20 protein-coding genes are annotated in these 17772 nt (G+C 69.2%); 6 read left to right on the top strand and 14 right to left on the bottom strand.

The window, feature by feature from the left end; genetic code table 11:
• Positions 1–71: 71 nt before the first annotated feature.
• Positions 72–1325 (bottom strand): diaminopimelate decarboxylase, encoded by a 1254-nt coding sequence (lysA, locus tag ACRSCF_RS24080; protein WP_046239501.1) that lies wholly within the window; start codon positions 1323–1325, stop codon positions 72–74.
• Between the two features lie 102 nt (positions 1326–1427).
• On the opposite strand from lysA, the gene ACRSCF_RS24075 reads away from it, so the two are divergent.
• On the top strand, positions 1428–2357 hold the full coding sequence (locus tag ACRSCF_RS24075) for a LysR family transcriptional regulator (protein WP_151019307.1): 930 nt from the start codon (positions 1428–1430) through the stop codon (positions 2355–2357).
• A gap of 16 nt (positions 2358–2373) precedes the next feature.
• Here ACRSCF_RS24075 and ACRSCF_RS24070 read toward each other — a convergent pair whose 3' ends face one another.
• The 5 genes from ACRSCF_RS24070 to ACRSCF_RS24050 form a co-directional block, all read right to left on the bottom strand.
• On the bottom strand, positions 2374–2586 hold the full coding sequence (locus tag ACRSCF_RS24070) for a DUF3079 domain-containing protein (RefSeq protein ID WP_017404237.1): 213 nt from the start codon (positions 2584–2586) through the stop codon (positions 2374–2376).
• Between the two features lie 45 nt (positions 2587–2631).
• The gene (gene panC / locus ACRSCF_RS24065; protein WP_016449059.1) at positions 2632–3483 is read right to left on the bottom strand and encodes a pantoate--beta-alanine ligase; all 852 of its coding nucleotides are present in this window, start codon (positions 3481–3483) and stop codon (positions 2632–2634) included.
• Between the two features lie 74 nt (positions 3484–3557).
• Positions 3558–4439 carry a 3-methyl-2-oxobutanoate hydroxymethyltransferase gene (gene panB, locus ACRSCF_RS24060; protein ID WP_012203749.1) on the bottom strand — a complete coding sequence of 294 codons (882 nt, stop codon included), beginning with the start codon at positions 4437–4439 and terminating at the stop codon, positions 3558–3560.
• Between the two features lie 86 nt (positions 4440–4525).
• Complete coding sequence (locus tag ACRSCF_RS24055) at positions 4526–6088, bottom strand: hypothetical protein (RefSeq protein ID WP_034366079.1); 1563 nt, start codon at positions 6086–6088, stop codon at positions 4526–4528.
• 3 nt (positions 6089–6091) lie between these two features.
• On the bottom strand, positions 6092–7321 hold the full coding sequence (locus ACRSCF_RS24050; RefSeq protein WP_244387247.1) for an ATP-binding cassette domain-containing protein: 1230 nt from the start codon (positions 7319–7321) through the stop codon (positions 6092–6094).
• 165 nt (positions 7322–7486) lie between these two features.
• Here ACRSCF_RS24050 and ACRSCF_RS24045 point away from each other — a divergent pair, with 165 nt between their 5' ends.
• The 5 genes from ACRSCF_RS24045 to ACRSCF_RS24025 all read left to right on the top strand — a co-directional run bounded on the left by ACRSCF_RS24045 (position 7487) and on the right by ACRSCF_RS24025 (position 11852).
• Positions 7487–8212 (top strand): Crp/Fnr family transcriptional regulator, encoded by a 726-nt coding sequence (locus tag ACRSCF_RS24045; protein ID WP_034366081.1) that lies wholly within the window; start codon positions 7487–7489, stop codon positions 8210–8212.
• A gap of 221 nt (positions 8213–8433) precedes the next feature.
• Entirely contained in the window at positions 8434–8745 is a 312-nt protein-coding gene (locus ACRSCF_RS24040; protein WP_016449055.1) for a DUF4148 domain-containing protein, read from the top strand.
• 189 nt (positions 8746–8934) lie between these two features.
• The gene (gene pabB / locus ACRSCF_RS24035) at positions 8935–10080 is read left to right on the top strand and encodes an aminodeoxychorismate synthase component I (protein ID WP_034366083.1); all 1146 of its coding nucleotides are present in this window, start codon (positions 8935–8937) and stop codon (positions 10078–10080) included.
• Between the two features lie 29 nt (positions 10081–10109).
• A complete protein-coding gene (locus tag ACRSCF_RS24030) occupies positions 10110–10730 on the top strand; it encodes an aminotransferase class IV (RefSeq protein WP_244387246.1) in 621 nt (206 codons plus the stop codon).
• Between the two features lie 138 nt (positions 10731–10868).
• Complete coding sequence (locus tag ACRSCF_RS24025) at positions 10869–11852, top strand: Bug family tripartite tricarboxylate transporter substrate binding protein (protein WP_034366088.1); 984 nt, start codon at positions 10869–10871, stop codon at positions 11850–11852.
• A gap of 48 nt (positions 11853–11900) precedes the next feature.
• On the opposite strand, the gene ACRSCF_RS24020 is transcribed toward ACRSCF_RS24025, so the two are convergent.
• The 8 genes from ACRSCF_RS24020 to queE form a co-directional block, all read right to left on the bottom strand.
• Positions 11901–12530: a tRNA-uridine aminocarboxypropyltransferase gene (locus tag ACRSCF_RS24020; RefSeq protein ID WP_034366090.1), complete on the bottom strand. Its 630-nt coding sequence runs from the start codon at positions 12528–12530 to the stop codon at positions 11901–11903.
• A 24-nt stretch (positions 12531–12554) separates the two neighbouring features.
• Complete coding sequence (locus ACRSCF_RS24015) at positions 12555–12914, bottom strand: 5-carboxymethyl-2-hydroxymuconate Delta-isomerase (protein WP_012203756.1); 360 nt, start codon at positions 12912–12914, stop codon at positions 12555–12557.
• A 31-nt stretch (positions 12915–12945) separates the two neighbouring features.
• The gene (gene bioF, locus ACRSCF_RS24010; protein ID WP_244387244.1) at positions 12946–14163 is read right to left on the bottom strand and encodes an 8-amino-7-oxononanoate synthase; all 1218 of its coding nucleotides are present in this window, start codon (positions 14161–14163) and stop codon (positions 12946–12948) included.
• Entirely contained in the window at positions 14160–14861 is a 702-nt protein-coding gene (bioD, locus tag ACRSCF_RS24005; protein WP_034366092.1) for a dethiobiotin synthase, read from the bottom strand. Before bioD ends, bioF begins: the two co-directional genes overlap by 4 nt.
• Positions 14858–16180, bottom strand: a complete 1323-nt coding sequence (bioA, locus tag ACRSCF_RS24000; RefSeq protein WP_034366095.1) for an adenosylmethionine--8-amino-7-oxononanoate transaminase — start codon at positions 16178–16180, stop codon at positions 14858–14860. Before bioA ends, bioD begins: the two co-directional genes overlap by 4 nt.
• 27 nt (positions 16181–16207) lie before the next feature.
• Entirely contained in the window at positions 16208–16588 is a 381-nt protein-coding gene (panD, locus tag ACRSCF_RS23995; protein ID WP_016449047.1) for an aspartate 1-decarboxylase, read from the bottom strand.
• A gap of 151 nt (positions 16589–16739) precedes the next feature.
• Positions 16740–17105: a 6-pyruvoyl trahydropterin synthase family protein gene (locus ACRSCF_RS23990; RefSeq protein WP_016449046.1), complete on the bottom strand. Its 366-nt coding sequence runs from the start codon at positions 17103–17105 to the stop codon at positions 16740–16742.
• Positions 17106–17113: 8 nt separating this feature from the next.
• Positions 17114–17752, bottom strand: a complete 639-nt coding sequence (queE, locus tag ACRSCF_RS23985) for a 7-carboxy-7-deazaguanine synthase (protein ID WP_016449045.1) — start codon at positions 17750–17752, stop codon at positions 17114–17116.
• Positions 17753–17772 lie beyond the last annotated feature (20 nt).

Genomic DNA, 17772 nt, shown 5'->3' with positions numbered 1-17772 from the left:
GAAGGCCCCGGGGCTTTTTTGCGTCAGAAATCCTGGCGCCTGGCGCGCTACATGCCCAGTTACAGGCCCAGTTACAGGCCCAGCTCCAGGCCCAGCAGTTCCTCCACCGTCTGGCGGCGGCGGATGAGGCGCGCGCTGTCGCCGTCGACCAGCACCTCGGCGGCCAGCGGGCGCGTGTTGTAGTTGCTGGACATGGAGCTGCCATAGGCGCCCGTGTCATGGATGACCAGCAGGTCGCCGACCGCTGCGCCTGCCAGCGCGCGCGGCAGCACCACGCCGCCGTCGCCCTGGGTGAAAACGTCGCCCGATTCGCACAGCGGGCCGGCGACCACGGCATCGCGCAGGGGCATGGCCTGGCCGTCGCGGCGCAGCACTTCCATGCCGTGCCAGCTGCCGTACATGGAGGGGCGCATCAGTTCGTTGAAGCCCGTATCGACCAGCACGAAATGGTTGCTGCCCGCGTTCTTGGTGGCGCGCACCTGGCCCAGCAGCACGCCCGATTCGGCCACCAGGAAGCGGCCCGGCTCGATCTCCAGGCCCAGCGCGTGGCCCACGATGGCCTCGGCGTCCTTGCGTGCCGCATCCCACAGGCCGTGGTAGTGGGCGGTGTCGATGGTGGCGTCGCCATCGCGGTAGGGAATGGACAGGCCGCCGCCGGCCGAGATGGCCTGCAGGTCATGGCCTGCCTGGCGGGTGGCGCGCACCAGCTCGACCATGGCGCCGCAGACCTGCTGCAGGTGGCCGTAGTCCACGCCCGAGCCGATGTGCATGTGCAGGCCGGCCAGCTTCAGGCCGCCGTCGCGGATGGCCTGCAGCGCCGCCAGCAGGTCGCTGTGCCAGATGCCGTGCTTGCTGTGCTCGCCGCCCGTGTTGGTCTTGTTGCTGTGGCCGTGGCCGAAGCCGGGGTTGATGCGCAGCCACACGGGATGGCCGGGCGAGGCCTGGGCCAGCTGGTGCAGCATGTCGATGGAGCCGGCGTTCACGGGCACCTTGTGCTCGGCCACGCAGGCCAGCGTGGCCTCGTCCATCACGTCGGCGGTGAACACGATGTCGCTGTGCAGGTCGTCGCCATGGCCGGCCGCGTAGCCGGCGGCCAGCGCGCGCAGGATTTCGCCGCGCGAGACGGCGTCCACCTTCACGCCCTGCTCGCGCATCAGCCGCAGGATGTGGATGTTGGAGCAGGCCTTCTGCGCAAAGCGGATGGTGTCGAAGGCCTTGAGCTGGGCGATGCGCGCGCGGATGGTGGCGGCGTCATAGACCCACAGCGGCGTGCCGTGCTGGTCGGCCAGGGCCCAGAGCTGGGCGGGCGAGAAGGGATTGGACATGGTGTCTCTTTCAGGGGAACTGCCGCGCATGATGGCGGATGGAGGGTATTCAGTCCAATGCTTGTTCTTATGGTGTCTATTTGATTTGGATATGCTCTTGCCATGCAAGACCCCGCGCTGCCGCACACGTCCCCCGAGCCCCGCATCTCCCATCGCCACCTGGAGGTGTTTCGCGCGCTCATGCTCAGCGGCAGCGCCACGGCGGCGGCGCAGATGCTGTACAGCTCCCAGCCCACCGTCAGCCGCGAACTGGCGCGCCTGGAAAGCCTGCTGGGCTATGCGCTGTTCGAGCGCGCCCAGGGCCGGCTGCGGCCCACGGCACGCGCCCTGTCGCTGTGGGCCGAGGTGCAGCGCAGCTGGCAGGGGCTGGACCGGGTGGTGGAGCATGCGCTGGCCCTGGGGCGTCCGCACCAGGCGCGCATCAACGTGCTGTGCCTGCCCGCCCTCAGCCATGCGCTGCTGCCTGCAGCGCTGGCGCGCCTGCATGCGGAGCACGGCCCCGTGGCCGTCAGCGTGGCCACGCAGGAGGCGCCGCTGCTGCAGGAGTGGATGGCCGCCCAGCGCTACGACCTGGGCCTGGCCGAACTGGCCGAGGCGCCGCCCGGCACGCGTGCTCTGGCTTTGCCCGCCATGGACGAGGTGGCCGTGCTGCCGGCAGGGCATGCGCTGGCGGCCCGCCCGGTGCTGGAGGCGGGCGACTTTGCGGGGGAGGGCTTCATCAGCCTGGCGCGAGACGACCCCTATCGCCAGCAGATCGATGCCGTGTTCGAGCAGGCCGGCGTGCAGCGCCAGCTGCACCTGGAGACCCACAGCGCCGTGGCGGTCTGCGCCATGGTCCAGCATGGCCTGGGCGTGGCCATCGTCAATCCGCTGACGGCGCGAGTCTGCGCCGGGCCGCAGCTGGTGGTGCGGCCGCTGGCGTTTTCCATTCCCTTCCAGGTCCATGCGCTGCTGCCGCTGCACCGGCCGGCCGTGGCTGAGGCGCAGTGGCTGGTGGACGCGCTCGCCGCCGAGGTGGCCGCGGTCGCTTGAAGTGGGGTGGGCGACTTCAGCGCGCCGCGTCCTTCAGGCTGGCTGCGTTGTCTGCCGCCGGCTCGGGCGGCAGGCCCCACTCCATCCAGTCGTCGCCAAAGACCTCCACCGGGTGCTGTGTGCGGTCCGATCCGTTGCCGCAGGCCAGCTCGTCGCGGGCGCAGTAGCGGTCGCAACCCCAGCAGGTGCGCTCGGGATGGGCGGGGTGGATGGGGAATTTCCTGGCCATGGCATCCAGCTTGGATCGCCATGGCCGCCAGGGTTTTGCGCTGGATCAGAACTCCAGGTTGTCGATCAGGCGCGTCTTGCCCAGGCGCGCGGCGCCCAGGGCCACCAGGGGTGCACCGGCCAGTTGCGCGCCCTCGGCCGGCGGCTGCAGGTCACGGCGCAGGCGCACGGTCAGGTAATCGGGCTCCCAGCCCTGTGCGGCCAGGGACTGCATGGCCCATGCCTCCAGTTCGGCCAGCGGCGCCTGGCCTGCGCGCGTGGCGTCGGCCAGTTGCTTGAGTGCCTGCGACAGCGCCATGGCCTGCTGGCGTTCATCGGGGCTCAGGTAGCCGTTGCGCGAACTCAGCGCCAGGCCGTCGTCGGCGCGCGCCGTGTCGCCGGCCACGATGTTCACGGGCAGGGCGAACTGCTCGACCATGCGGCGGATCACCAGCAGCTGCTGGTAGTCCTTCTTGCCGAACACGGCCGTGCCGCCGCCGCTGGCGAAGAACACGGCCGAGAACAGCTTCATCACCACGGTGCACACGCCCGTGAAGAAGCCGGGGCGGAAATGGCCTTCGAGGATGTCGGCCAGCTGCGCGTCGGGCTGGATCTTGAAGGTCTGCGGCTCGGGGTAGAGATCGGCTTCGCGCGGGGCGAACAGCAGGTCGCAGCCTTCGCTCTCCAACTTGGCGCAGTCCTGCGCCCAGGTGCGCGGATAGCTGTCGAAATCCTCGTGCGGCAGGAACTGCAGGCGGTTCACGAAGATGCTGGCCACGACGATGTCGCCGTGCTGGCGCGCGGCGCGCACCAGGGACAGGTGGCCATCGTGCAGGTTGCCCATGGTGGGCACGAAGGCAGGGCGGCCCTTGCTGGCCAGGATGGCGCGCAGGTCGGCGATGGAGTGGACGATTTGCATGGGGAAGCGGGGAAGCGGGAAAACGGGGGAACGGGAAGCGGGAAGCGGAAAAACGGACCGTGCAGCCTGCCGGACTACCAGGCGTGCTTGCTGTCGTCGGGGAAGCTGCCGTTCTTCACGGCATGCACATAGGCCTCGAAGGCGCCCTTGACGCTGCCCGCATCGGCCATGAAGTTGTGCACGAAGCGGGCCATCTTGCCCAGGTTCACGCCCAGCATGTCGTGCAGCACCAGGACCTGGCCGGCCGTGCCGCTGCCCGCGCCGATGCCGATGGTGTGGCAGTGCGGCAGCTCGGCCGTGAGTTCGCGCGACAGCTGTGCCGGCACCATCTCCAGCACCAGCATGGAGGCGCCTGCATCCTGCAGTTCCAGCGCATGGCGGCGCAGCGTGGCCGCTCCCTCGTCGCTCTTGCCCTGGACGCGGTAGCCGCCCAGCGCATGCACGGTCTGCGGCGTCAGGCCCAGGTGGGCGCAGACGGGCACGCCGCGCTCGACCAGGAATTGCACGGTGGGCGCGGTCCAGCCGCCGCCTTCGAGCTTGACCATGTGGGCGCCGGCCTGCATCAGCTCGCAGGCGCTGCGCATGGCCTGCTCGCGGCTTTCTGCATAGCTGCCATAGGGCATGTCGGCGATCAGCCAGGCCGTGCCCTGCACGCGGTGCAGGCCGCGCGCCACGCTGGCCGTGTGGTAGCACATGTCCTGCAGCGACACGCCCACGGTGCTGTGCAGGCCCTGGCAGACCATGCCCAGCGAATCGCCCACCAAAATGCACTCCACGCCGGCCGCATCGGCCACGGCCGCGAAGGTGGCGTCGTAGGCGGTGACCATGGTGATCTTCTCGCCGGCCTCGCGCATCTGCGCCAGGCGCGGAAGGCTCACGGGGCGGCGCTGGGGCAGCGGCGAGGCGGGAGGGATGGTGCCGTAGGGCGTGCCGGCGGTGACGGGTGCTTGGGTCATGGGGCGCTCGGAGGGGGATGGAATTGCCGCGAGTCTATGCGATGCGCGCGGGGGGCGCCTGTCCCTGAGCTGTCCTTTGCTTTCCGTCACCTTTCGGGCAGGCCACGCCATCGGCGCCACAGCGGAGACAGCAGGGCCACGAGCATGGCCGTGCTGGCTGCCACGGCAGGCGCGCCCATCAGCAGGTCCAGCCAGTGCTGGGTATCCGTCCAAGGGCCTGCGCTGCCGGTAGGGCGTGGCAACAGCAGTCTGGACCACTCAGACCAGGCGGCGGCGAGCCATATCAGGGCCAGCGACATGCCCAGGGCCAGCAGCACCGCGCCGGCCCAGGGGCGCTTGAGCACACGGATGCGCAGCCAGGCGACCGATATCAGCGCGGCGGGAAACAGCCCCAGCACATAGAGGCTGGTGATTCCCAGCATCCCGGCCAGCACGCTGCCAAGCAAGGTCAGGACCAGGCATGCGCCCCAGGCCACCAGCTGCATGGCGGGCATCAGGCGCACCAGCACCAGGGCCAAGGCGAGGAAGAAGCCAGCGCTGACTGCCGCCAGCAACTGGGACATCCTTGGCCATTCGTCGTCGCGGGACCTGTCAGCGCGCCGCAGATGGCTTTCCTGGTAGGCCGGCAGGGCCAGGCCGTAGCGCGCGTGCTTCCATTGCACATGCTGCGGCGGGCTCCACCGGCTGTCGAACCTCTCCAGCAGCATGAGCCACTCACGGTTGCTCTGGGCCAGATAGGTACCGAAGCATTTGCGCGGATCCGGCTCCAGATCCAAAGGCCTGCTGCGACCCAGGGGTGGTTTGCAGTTGGAGTTCTGCGCTCTGGATACCTTCTCGTCAGTCTCTGGTTGCGGGTTCGCTGCCAGGTAGGCGCGCCATTCCTCGGCCAGGGGGGATTGCAGCGCGCTGCGGTAGCTGGCCAGCAGGTGCTCCGCCTGGTCCTGGGCGGAGCTGGCAGACTGGCGCACATAGCCTCTGGCCTGCAATGGCTGGCCGTAGCGCTCCAGCGTCTGGGCAATCGCGCCCTGGTCTCCGCGCATCAACCAGACCAGGGCCTGGATGCCCGGGTACTTCGCCGGATCGACCTCTTCCTCGCGCAGCACACGTATCCATTCCACGAGCATGGCCGCCTGGCGTGGCGCGACAAGCGCCTCCAGGGCTGCGACTTGCTCGACAGTCTGGATCTGTGCACTGACATCCGTGTCCGACCATTGGCGCTGCATCCGCATTTCATAGATGGGCGAAAAGGCGATCGCAGGCGCGAACAATAGCGATAGGAACAAGGCTCCCCACAGGTACTCCCACCACAGGCCCCAGCGGCCCACGGGGGCGTGTTCGCGCCAGCGGTTGTGGATGCGCACGCGCAGCAACCACCACAGCGCCAGGCCGATCGCCACGATGCAGGCCACGACGGAGCCGATGTCCAGCGCCAATTGCTCGGGCGTTTGCTGTGCCGTGGACGCAACGCCGGGCAGGGAGCCCATCCAGCGCGCCGGTTCGGCCATCCATTGCATCCAGATGCCCAGCACCAGCACGCACCACAGCAGCGCCAGCGGCAGATACCAGTGCAGCCGCAACTGCCACAGCAGGGGGCAGCGCATCAGCACCCATTGGTCCCAGCGGTTCGTCTTATCGGAAAAACGTGGCATGGCTCAGTCCCTCACGAACAGGCGGCGGGTGGATGCGGTGATGTCGCGGAAATAGCGCACGGGCATCTCTGCCTGCACGGCCTGCGCCAGGAACTGCGCTGCCGTGAACGGCACGTGAAAGCTCACGATGTGGGTCTGGCCGCTGAGCTGGTGCGTATGGGATGGCAGCCGGTCCAGCCAGGGGTTCAGTTGCGCCATGGCCCAGCCGGTCTCGAACTCGATGGCGCAGCCTTGCATGGCGGCAAAGCTCTGCTGAACGCTGCGCGGCTGGCCTTGCTCCAGGAACAGCACCTGGTCGGCCACCTTTTCCACCTCGTACAGCTGCTGTGAACTCAGCACCAAGGCCATGGGTTGCCAGGGCGAGCGCGCCAGCGACTGCAGATCGGTCAGCAGGGTCTGCTGGGCGTTGATGTCCAGGTTGGCCAGGGGCTCGTCCAGCAGCAGCACGCGCGGCCGGCAGAGCAGGGCGCGCGCCAGCTCGAAGCGCATCTTGTAGCCCGAGGACAGTTGTTTCCACTGGTGGCCCCGGAAGGCGCGCAGCCCCAGCTGCGCGATGACCAGCTGTACCAGGCAGATGTTGCGTGGGCCCACGGCGCCATGGCTGCGCGCGGCGAATTGCAGATGGTCCATCAGGCGCCCGCTCCAGACGGCCGGGCGCTGGGGGATATAGGCGAGCTGGGTGCGCAGCAGGTAGGCATCGGCGGCGGGAACGCCCCAGTCCAGTTGCCCCGCGTCGGGCGCCAGATCGGCGGCCAGCAGGCGCAGCAAGGTGGTCTTGCCGTTGCCGTTCTCGCCCACCAGTCCCAGGATGGTGCCGGGCTCCACGGCCACATCCACCGGCCCCAGCGCAAAGCCGCCGCGCCGGTAGCGCTTGACCAGTTGCCGTCCCAGTATGCGGTGCGCACGGTATGCACGGTGCGCGCTGGGAGGTGCGGAATCGGCCTGCAGCGCCTGGCCCGGGGCATGGGCGGCATGCAGGGCGTCGAAAACCTGCTGCACCAGCGCGTGGCGGGGCTCTGCGCCGGAATCGGCAGCGAGGCCATCCCAGGCGTCCAGCGCAGTCAGCAGGCTCTGCTGCACGGCGGTTTCGGCCGGCAGGGCGGCGTCTATGAGTGCACGCCACGCGCCATGCCATTGCTGGCTGGCGATCGCCTGTTCCACGGATTGCGCCCAGGCCGCCACGGTGGCCTGCGGGCGCGCGGGTGGTCGTGCCGATTCGATGCTCGATTCCATGAAGCCCTCCCTTTTTTCTGTGCTGCGCGGTGCGGCCATCCGGGGAGCCGGACAGTGCGATTCCCGGCGCGCGACGAGTCTATGCGATCCCGCTATGCTGTACTTCCCGCGACGGACGACAGGGCCCGCACAGGCCCTGCGGATGCGCTTCAACGGTGTTGCACCATGTCCGGTTCCTTACAGACATCTCCGCTTCTTCCCGCCGTGGCCTGGCAGGGCCTGCGCCAGGTCCATGTGCTGCAAAGCCTGACCGACGAGCGCCTGGCCGAACTGGCGGCGCAGTGCCGCTGGCAGCATCTGGCGCTGCACCAGACGCTGGAGGGCGCGTACACCGATCAGCGTCTCTACATGCTCGTGCAGGGCGGCTTGCGCGTCAGCAGCTATGCCCCCAACGGGCGCGGGCTCACGCTGGGCGAGATTGCCCAGGGCGTGTTCTTCGGCGGTCTGCCGCAGCAGCAGGCGGGCTGCACGGCCATGCCCCTGGTGGTCGAGGCAGGCGTCCCCAGCCTGATTGCCTCGCTGGCCCATGAGGATGTGGAAGCCCTGCTCATGAACGAGCCCCAGGTCCTGCGCGCCTTCATCGGCCGGCTCAGCGACCTGGCCGTGGCGCTGGCGCGCCGCATGGTGGATCTGGGAACGCTGTCGGTGCGCAGCCGCCTGCATACCCAGTTGCTGGAACGTGCCGAGCGCGCGGGCATCGACCAGGGGCAGGCCCTGCTGGCGCCCGCACCCCGGCAGACCGACCTGGCCCTGATGCTGGGCTCCAGCCGCGAGGAAGTGGCGCGCGAGATGTCGCGCCTGGTGCGCCTGGGCCTGCTGCGGCGTGAAGGCCGCAACCTGCGCATCTGCCATGTCGAAGGCCTGCGCGTGCTGCTCGAGGAAGCGCGCTGAGCCTTGTCTGCCGCGGCTGTTTCAAGCCGCGAAAAACACTGTTTCAGGAACGCGTGAATTCGCCTTCTGTCGAGGGGAGCACGGGTGAAAAGGCAGCGGGCCGCCCGGGCCGGATGCCAAAACACGTGAGAAAACGCACAGACGAAGAATGCTGCAGCGCCGCATAGTACGTCCATGCCGTGAGGAAATGAATGCCGAGCGGCCTTTTGAAAGGATCTGACATGCGTACCCTCTCCGCTGCACTGGCCGCCCTGACCCTGGGCCTCGCCGGCACTGCAATGGCCCAAGAAGCCGTTTCCCCCTCGTCCTCCGCCACCGCAGGCCTGAGCCGCGCCGAAGTGCTGGCCGACCTCGAGATGTGGCACCAGGCAGGCATGACCTACCTGCCCTCGCCCTCGGCTGACCGCGAAATCGGCTACAACTCGGCCGAATACCAGCGCGGCCTGGCCCGCTACCAGCAACTGCGCAGCGGCCCTGCCTACCGCGAGGCCGTGGCCCGCCTGGAAGGCCAGCACACCGTCACCCAGAAGTGATGTGAATGGATATGGGTCCGGCATGGTGCCGGGCCTGTTGGTGGAAAGCGTCCTTTCGGGACGCTTGGTTTGGCGCCCTTCGGGGCGCTTTTTTGTTTCCCTCGCTCTACACTGGGCGGCCCCGTGTCAGTGGCTGCTATCGATAGCGAAGCTGCTGATGCAAGTACAGCATGCGTTGACGGCCGTTTTGTGAAGTTTCTGATCGATTTTCCCAACCCCCATGACGGCTCGGCCGCCCGGCTGCGCCATGGCTTCGGGCCGCCGCTGCGCAGCCTGGCAGCCCATGCGCCCGAGCAGGTGCGCGGTGTGCTTGACGCCGTGCAGCAGGCTGCCCAGGCCGGCCTGTGGTGCCTGGGCTGGGTGCGCTACGAGGCGGCGGCGGCGTTTGACGCGGCCTACGCCGGCGCCCTGCATGCCACGCCGCCAGGCGAGCCGCTGGCCTGGTTTGCCGTCTTCGACGGCCCCCAGCCCTGGCCTGAAGACGCGGACGCAGTCGATGCCGGCCCTCAGGTGCAATGGCAGCCCGGCCTGGAGCGCGCGGATTTCGATGCCGCCATTGCGCGCATCCACGAGGCGATTGCGGCCGGTGACTGCTATCAGATCAATTACACGGCCCAGTTCATGGGCCGGCTGCTGGGCGACATCCCATCGCTGTTCGCCGCGCTGCGACGTGCCCAGCCCGGCGGCTACGTGGCCTGCATGGACAGCGGCGACGAGCAGGTGCTGTCCGTCTCGCCCGAGCTGTTCTTCGACTGGGATGGCGAGCGCATCCTCACGCGCCCCATGAAGGGCACGGCGCCGCGTGGCGCCACGCCTGCACAGGACGAGGCGAATGTCCAGGCCATGCGGTCCTCGCCCAAGGAGCGGGCCGAGAACGTGATGATCGTGGACCTGCTGCGCAACGATGTCTCGCGCATTGCCGAGCCTTTCAGCGTCCAGGTGCCGCGCCTGTTCCATGCCGAACCCCTGCCCACCGTGTGGCAGATGACGTCCGACGTGCAGGCGCGCACGCGGCCCGGCACCGGCCTGGCGGACGTGTTTGCGGCGCTGTTTCCCTGCGGCTCCATCACGGGCGCGCCCAAGCGCCAGGCCATGCGGCTCATCCACGAGCTGGAATCGGGTCCGCGCGGCGTGTACTGCGGCGCCGTGGGCGTGGTGCGGCCCGGCATCGCCGCGGGGCGCGTGCACGCCACCTTCAATGTGCCCATACGCACGGTGGTGGCGCGTGGCACGGAACTGCGCTGCGGCATCGGCAGCGGCATCACCTCGGGCGCCGAGGCGCCTGCCGAATGGCAGGAATGGCGCCACAAGAGGGCTTTTCTGGACAAGGTGTGAAAGGGCGTGCAGCCATGGCGGATACGGACTTGGATTTCGACATTCTGGAAACCCTGGCCCTGCGGGATGGCGGTTTCATCCACCTGCAGCGCCATGTGACGCGCATGCAGGACGCGGCGCGGCATTTCGGCCGGCCCTGCACGGATGCCGTGCTGGAGCAGGCATTGCAGCAACTGCGCCAGGCGCACGCCAGCGGCCACTGGCGCGTGCGCCTGGCGCTGGATGCCACGGGGCGGATACAGACCCAGGCGGCGCCGCTGCCGCCTTCCGACACGCCTGTTCGGCTGGCGCTGGCCGACCGGCCCATCGTCAATGCGGTGGCGCATGGCGACTGGGTGCGTTTCAAGACCTCGCGCCGCGCGCACTACGACAGCCTGCAGCCCACCGATGCCTCGGTGTTCGACACCGTGCTCCACAACGAGGACGGCGAGATCACCGAGGGCACGCGCGGCAACATCGCCGTGCTGCTGGCGGGCCGCTGGGTGACTCCGCCGCTGTCCAGCGGCCTGCTGCCCGGCGTGGGCCGCGCGGTGGCGCTGGACGAGGGCCGCGTGGTGGAGCACCCGGTGCGGCTGGACGATCTGCCGCGCGTGCAGGGCTGGGCCTTCGTCAACAGCCTGCGCGGCTGGCTGCCGGCGGTCCTGCGCTGAATAGCAGGCCAGGGCCACGGGCGGAACTCATGGTTTTCAGGGATGGATTCCACAAGGCAATGTCAGACAATCGGTGAATATTGTTGAGCAATATCATTTTGATTGTTGGCTGATGCCTGCCTCTCCTGAGATCGATCCATGCATGAATTCCGTATTTCCCGCCGCGCGCTGATCAGCGCCGCGGCCGTCCTGGCGGCGGGTCCGCTGTGCGCCCAGACCACCTATCCCAACAAGCCCATTCGCGTCGTCGTCGGCTACGCGGCAGGCGGCTCGGTCGACCTGGTGGGGCGCGTGGTGGGTGACATCCTGGCCAAGCACCTCAATGCGACCGTCGTGGTCGACAACGTGCCCGGTGCCGCCGGCGTGGTGGCCGCGCAGCGCGTGGTCGGTGCCAAGGCCGACGGCTATACCCTGCTCGCAGGCTCCAGCAACGAATTGGCGGGCACGAAGTTCGTCAACGCCGCGCAGAAGTACGACCCGGCCACGGACCTGACCGGCATCGCGCTGACCGGCGTGCTGCCCAACCTGTGGGTGGCCGGCACCAAGATGCCGGCCAAGACCCTCGACGAGTTCATCGCCCTGGCCAAGGCCCATCCCGGCAAGTACAGCTACGGCAGCCCGGGCATCGGGTCCACGCCGCATTTCTCGGGCGAGCTGATCAAGAAGATGGCCGGGGTGGACATCGTCCATGTGCCCTACAAGGGCTCGGCCGCGATGACCAGCGACCTGGCGGGCGGCAACCTGGACTTCGCCATCGTCTCTCCCTCGGTGGCGGCTCCGTTCATCCAGAGCGGCAAGATCAAGGCCCTGGGCGTGACCACGGCCCACCGCATCGCCATGATGAAGGACGTGCCCGCACTGGGCGAGAACGCAGCGCTCAAGGGCTACGCGCTGAGCGGCTGGTTCGGGCTGGCGGGTCCCAAGGACCTGCCTGCCGATGTGGTGGCCAGCCTGCAGAAGGCCTTGAAGGCGGGCCTGGCCGATCCGGCGATGCGCGCGCGCCTGGAAGGCGCGGGCATCATTGCCCCCACGGGCGACGAAAACCTGGGCCAGATCATCCGTACCGACATGGGCAAGTACGCCGAACTGGTCAAGTTCGCCAGGATCACGCCGGAAAACTGAAGCACGGCCTGCCGCCATGAAAAACGCCTCGTTCCCCGAGGCGTTTTTTCATTCGGGCCTGTGCAGGGCATGCAGGGACAGCAGCCCCTCGAACGCATCGCGCAGCGGCTGCAGCGACGGGCCGGCAGGCGCCAGCCGTTGCAGCGCGCAGGCCGCTGCCTCCAGCGTGGACAGCTGGCCCGGCGCATGGGCCTTGCGCAGGGCGCCGTAGCGCGAGGCGGGCAGGTCGCCCTGCAGTGCCAGGCGGGGCAGGGCCTGCAGGCCGGGGTTGAGGTAGAGCATCTTGCGGCTCTTGCGCCAGGTGGCGTCCAGCACCACCAGGCGCAGGTCCTCGGGGCATGGCGCGGGCTGCGGCCAGGGCGCTTGCCTGGCCAGGCCCAGCTGGTCGCCGTGCGGTGTTTCCGGATAGAGCAATACAGCCTGTCGCGGGGCGTCGCCCGCCTGCCAGGGCGCGTGCAGCAGTGCCTGCAACTGCGCTGGCTCGAAGGCCTCGCCCACCGCCAGGCGGCTGGCGGGCAGGCACAGGTGCAGCAGCCGGCCCGTGCCCTTGGCCTGCAGTTCTTCCTCGGGATGCTGGAGCACCAGCAGCTGCACCGCATGCGGCACCGGCTGCACCAGGGGGCACAGGCAGGTGCGCTCAGGGCGCAGGCATTGTGCGCAGCGTGCGCGGGTGCTCACGGCGGACCAGGCCCGGCGCCTGCCTTACAGGCGACCCTTGTAGTAGCTGGGCTTGTCCATGTCGGCGATTTCCACGCTGAGCTGGACCATCATGCCGGCCGGCTGGGGCGTGAGGCGGCGCAGCACCGCGGCAATGCCTTCGGACAGTTCTTTCTTGGCCGTGTCGGTACGGCCCGCCAGCAGGCGCAGCTGCACGTGGACGAAGCCGCGGTTGGCCGGTGCCGAGCCGATCTCGAACTGGCTGACCGGCAGCAGGCGGGCCTTGACGTCGGCCTCGTCCAGGATGCTGGGGTGGCCGCAGACGAAGGCGTTGAGTTCGGTCAGCAGTTGCTGGCCGGGCAGGCCGGCGAGGTTGTCGGTGTATTCGACGTAGAGATGGGGCATGGATGTCTCCGTTCCGGTGGTGAAGAGGGATTCAGGGCAGGGGTGGGGCCAGGCGCGAGACCTCGTCCAGCGCCGTCAGCAGCAGCTGCACGTCGATGCGCGTGTGGGAGGCCGACAGCGCGATGCGCAGCCGCGCCGTGCCTTCGGGCACGGTGGGCGGGCGGATGGCGGGCACCCACAGGCCGCGCTCGCGCAGGCCTTCCATCACGGCCAGGGCCGTGGCGTTGGAGCCTATGACCAAGGCCTGCACGGCGGTGCGCGAAGGCAGCAACTGCCAGCCCGTGCGCGCCAGCAGCGGCGTGAGGCCGGCGCGCAGCTCGGCAATGCGTTCGGCCAGGGCCTCGCGGCGCTCGTCCTCGGCCTCGATCAGGGCCACGCTGGCCTGCAGCGCGCTGGCCAGCATGGGCGGCGCGGCCGTGGCGAAGATGTAGCTGCGCGTCTTTTGCAGCAGCCACTCGACCAGCATGTCGCTGCCCGCGACAAAGGCGCCGGCCACGCCAGCGGCCTTGCCCAGGGTGGCCATGTAGAGCACGCGCGGCGAGGCGTTTGCGCCCGTCAGTCCCGCCTCGGCCAGGCTGCCCCGGCCTTGTGGGCCGAGCACGCCGAAGCCATGCGCGTCGTCAAGCAGCAGCAGCGCGTCGTACTGCTCGCACAGCGCCAGCAGGCCGCGGATGTCGGCCACATTGCCGTCCATGCTGAACACGGCATCGCTGATGACCAGCTTGCGCCGGGCCGTGCTGGCGGCCAGTTGCGCGGCCAGGTCGCCCAGGTCGGCATGGGCATAGCGGTGGACCTGGGCGCGCGACAGGCGTGCGCCGTCGATCAGGCAGGCGTGGTTGAGCGCATCGGAGAACAGGGCATCGCCCGCGCCCACCAGGGCCGGCACGATGCCGGCATTGGTGGCGTAGCCCGCATAGAAGTAGAGCGCGCGCGGCAGCTGCACGAAGTGCGCCAGCTGTTCCTCCAGCGCGGCGTTGGCCGTGCTGTGGCCGCTGACCAGGGGCGAGCCGCCCGAGCCCACGCCAAAGGCCTGGGCGCCCGCGCAGGCGGCGCGCACCAGGGTGGGGTGGCCGGCCAGGCCCAGGTAGTCGTTGCTGCAAAAGGCCAGCATGGGGTGGCCGTCCACCTCCATGTGGGCGCCGCTGGCGGCGCCCTGCAGCGGCGCCGTGGCGCGGCGGTGGCGGCGCAGGTGGGCCGCGTCGAGCTCGGCGATGCGCGCGGGGATGTCGTCCAGCCAGGAGCCGCTCATTGCCATTGCTCCGGCAGGGTGTAGGTGGTGGCGCGCGGGTCGGGGTGCTGCTGGAAGGGGATGTCGGCCAGCAGCGGCGCCTGCAGTTGCCGGTCCAGGTGCTGGCGCAGCCAGGCCATGTTTTCCTCGGGCACCAGCATGGCGGGGTCCACGCGGCTGGCAATCCAGCCGGCCAGGCGCAGTCCGCGCGCGCGGATGGCCTCGGCCGTGAGGGCGGCGTGGTTCAGGCAGCCCAGCCGCAGGCCCACGACCATGACCACGGGCAGGTCCAGCGCGCAGGCCAGGTCGGCGCCCGAGAGCTGGTCGGACAGCGGCACGAGAAAGCCGCCCGCGCCTTCCACCACCACGGCGTCGGCCTGTTCGGCCAGGCGCCGGTAGCTGTCCACGATGTGTGCGATCTCTATGGAGCGGCCCGCGCGCTGCGCGGCGATGTGCGGCGACATGGGATCGGGCAGCAGCACGGGGTTGTCGAGTTCGGGCGGCACGGCCAGGGTGGAGGCGGCGCGCAGCTCCAGCGTGTCCTCGTTGGCCCAGCCGCCGTGGCCGTCGGGCTCGGCGCCTGCGGCCACGGCCTTCATGCCCACCACGCGGGCATGGTGGCGGGCCAGCGCATGCAGCAGCCCGCAGGAGGCCAGGGTCTTGCCCACGCCCGTGTCGGTGCCGGTGACAAAGCAGCCAATGGTGCGGTGGGCGTTCACGAATGGTTCTCCTGGGCCAGGGTGTCTTCAAGGGCCGCCAGCGCACTGGCGGCCAGGTGCTGCACGGCTTCTTCGTCCAGCAAATAGGGAGGCATGGCGTAGAGGGTGTTGCTGATAGGGCGCAGCAGCAGCCCGCGCTCCAGCGCGGCTGCGCTGTAGCGACGCGAGAAGTCGGGCAGCGAGGTCTGCACATCCCAGGCCCAGATCATTCCCTGGCGCCGTGCGTGGCGCACGCGGGCGTGCTGGTTCAAAGGGGCGAAGGCGCCGTCCAGCCTTTGCGCCAGCGCGAGGTTGGCGTTGATGGCATCGGTCTGCTCGAACAGCTCCAGCGTGGCCAGGGCCGCACGGCAGGCCAGCGGGTTGCCGGTGTACGAGTGCGAGTGCAGGAAGCCGCGCGCCACGGAATCGTCGTAGAAGGCGGCGTAGACGGTCTCGGTGGTCAGCACGGCCGACAGGGCCAGCGTGCCGCCCGTCAGGCCCTTGGACAGGCAGATGAAATCCGGCCGGATGCCGGCCTGCTGGTGGGCGAACATGCTGCCCGTGCGGCCGAAGCCCGCGGCGATCTCGTCCACCACCAGGTGCACCTCGTAGCGGTCGCACAGGGCGCGCGCCAGGCGCAGGTATTCGGGGTCGTGCATGGCCATGCCGGCCGCGCACTGCACCAGCGGCTCGACGATGAGTGCGGCCGTGGTCTCGTGGTGCTGCTCCAGCCACTGGCGCAGGCCTTCGGCGGCGCGCCGTGCCACATCGACCGGGCTTTCGCCGCCTTGCGCGCCGCGTGCATCGGGGCTGGGCACGGTGTCGGCCAGGCGCACCAGGGGGGCATAGGCTTCGCGGAAGATGGGAATATCGGTCACGGCCAGCGCGCCCACGGTTTCGCCGTGGTAGCCGCCGGCCAGGCCGGCAAAACGGCTCTTGGCGGGGCGGCCCAGGTTGCGCCAGTAGTGCGCGCTCATCTTGAGGGCGATCTCGGTGGCCGATGCGCCGTCGCTGCCGTAGAAGGCATGGCCCAGGCCGGTGAGCGTGGCCAGTCGTTCGGACAGCTCCACCACGGGCGCGTGCGTGAAGCCGGCCAGCATCACATGGTCCAGCCGGGCGAGCTGGTCGGTGAGCGCGGCCTGGATGTGCGGATGGCTGTGGCCGAAGAGGTTGACCCACCAGGAACTGACGCCATCCAGGTAGCGGCGTCCTTCGGTGTCGTGGAGCCAGGGCCCGTGGGCGCGCGCGATGGCGATGGGGGGCGCGGCCTCGTGCCGCTTCATCTGGGTGCAGGGGTGCCACACAGCCGCAAGGCTGCGGGCGGCAAGCGATTGAGTCATCGCGCGATTGTCACACCGCAGCGCAGCTCACAGCTGCTGCGTGGGCACGTGGTGGCGCAGCTCGACCTGGCGGTTGGCATCGTCCACGAAGACCAGCTGGGGCCGGTGCTCGGCCACGTCGGTCTCATGCACCTGGGCAAAGGACGCAATGATCAGCAGATCACCCACGGCAGCACGGCGCGCGGCCGAGCCGTTGACCGAGATCATGCCGCTGCCGCGCTGGCCCTTGATGGCATAGGTGACGAAGCGCTCGCCGTTGTCGATGTTCCAGATGTGCACCTGCTCGTTCTCGACGATGTTGGCGGCGTCCAGCAGGTCCTCGTCGATCGCGCAGGAGCCTTCATAGTGCAGCTCGCATTGCGTGGTCTTGACGCGGTGGATCTTGGATTTGAGCAGGGTGCGGAACATGTTTTGTCTCTCGAGGGGGCGCTTGGGCGCGATCTTGACGGTGGCGGGGACTGGCAAAAAAAGCCACCAAGTCTATCTGCGAACCGCCAAACCCATGATGGCCGTGGAGTTGCTCTTCCGGGGGCGGCTCTCTGGCAGGCCTGGCTTGAGGTCAGCCCAGATCCAGCACGCAGCCATCGCCGATGCTGTCGCGCCATACGCGGATGCGGCTGGGAGCGGGCTGCAGGTCGGCCAGGGAATCGGCAATGAACAGGCACAGGTTTTCCAGCGTGGGCTTGCCCAGGCCGGGGATTTCGTCGAGGAAGCGGTGGTCCAGCGCGTCGCCCAGGGTCTTCAGGCGCGAGCGCAGGTAGCCCAGGTCGATCACCATGCCGTTGTCCGGGTTGCGCGGGCCGGTGACGCTGACTTCGGCGTAGTAGGTGTGGCCGTGGATGCGGCGGCTGCTCTCGGTCTCGATGGCGCGCTCCAGCGTGTGGGCGGCGTCGAAGAAAAAGCGCTGGTGAACGGTGAACTGCATGGCAAAAATCAGCGGATGCCGGTGAGCTTGTGGGTCTGCAGGCTCAGGCGCCAGGCCGGGTGCTGCAGGCATTGCGCTATGCAGGCGGCCGTGTTGTCGGCCTGCAGGACGTTGTCCATGGGCTGCAGGAAATAGTGGTCGAAACGGGTGCCGGCCTCGATGGCCTGCAGATCGAAGCCGGGCTGCGGCCAGACCAGCTTGAGCTCCTGGCCGCTGCGCTGCACCCAGTCGGCGCCCGCCTTGGGGCTGATGCACAGCCAGTCGATGCCCTCGGGCGCGGCCACGGTGCCATTGCTTTCCACGGAAATGCGAAAGCCGCGCGCATGCAGGGCCGCGATCAGGGGCTCGTCCACCTGCAGCAGGGGCTCCCCCCCGGTCAGCACCACCATGCGGTGCCGGCTGTCGCCGGCCGGCCACTGGGACAGGATGCGTTCGGCCAGGGCGTCGGCCGTGGCGAACTTGCCGCCCAGCGTGCCGTCGGTGCCCACGAAGTCGGTGTCGCAGAACTGGCAGATGGCGCTGGCGCGGTCCTGCTCGCGGCCGGTCCAGAGGTTGCAGCCTGCAAAGCGGCAGAACACGGCCGGCGTGCCGGCCTGGCCGCCCTCGCCCTGCAGGGTGTAGAAGATTTCTTTGACGCTGTAAGTCATGGTGCATGGAGGCCGGTGGT

The organism is Delftia sp. 11MD (assembly GCF_050907895.1).
GTDB classification, from domain to species: Bacteria; Pseudomonadota; Gammaproteobacteria; order Burkholderiales; family Burkholderiaceae_C; genus Comamonas; species Comamonas tsuruhatensis.
The sequence above is the reverse complement of the archived record's forward strand: the minus strand, read 5'-3'. Positions and strand labels throughout refer to the sequence as shown.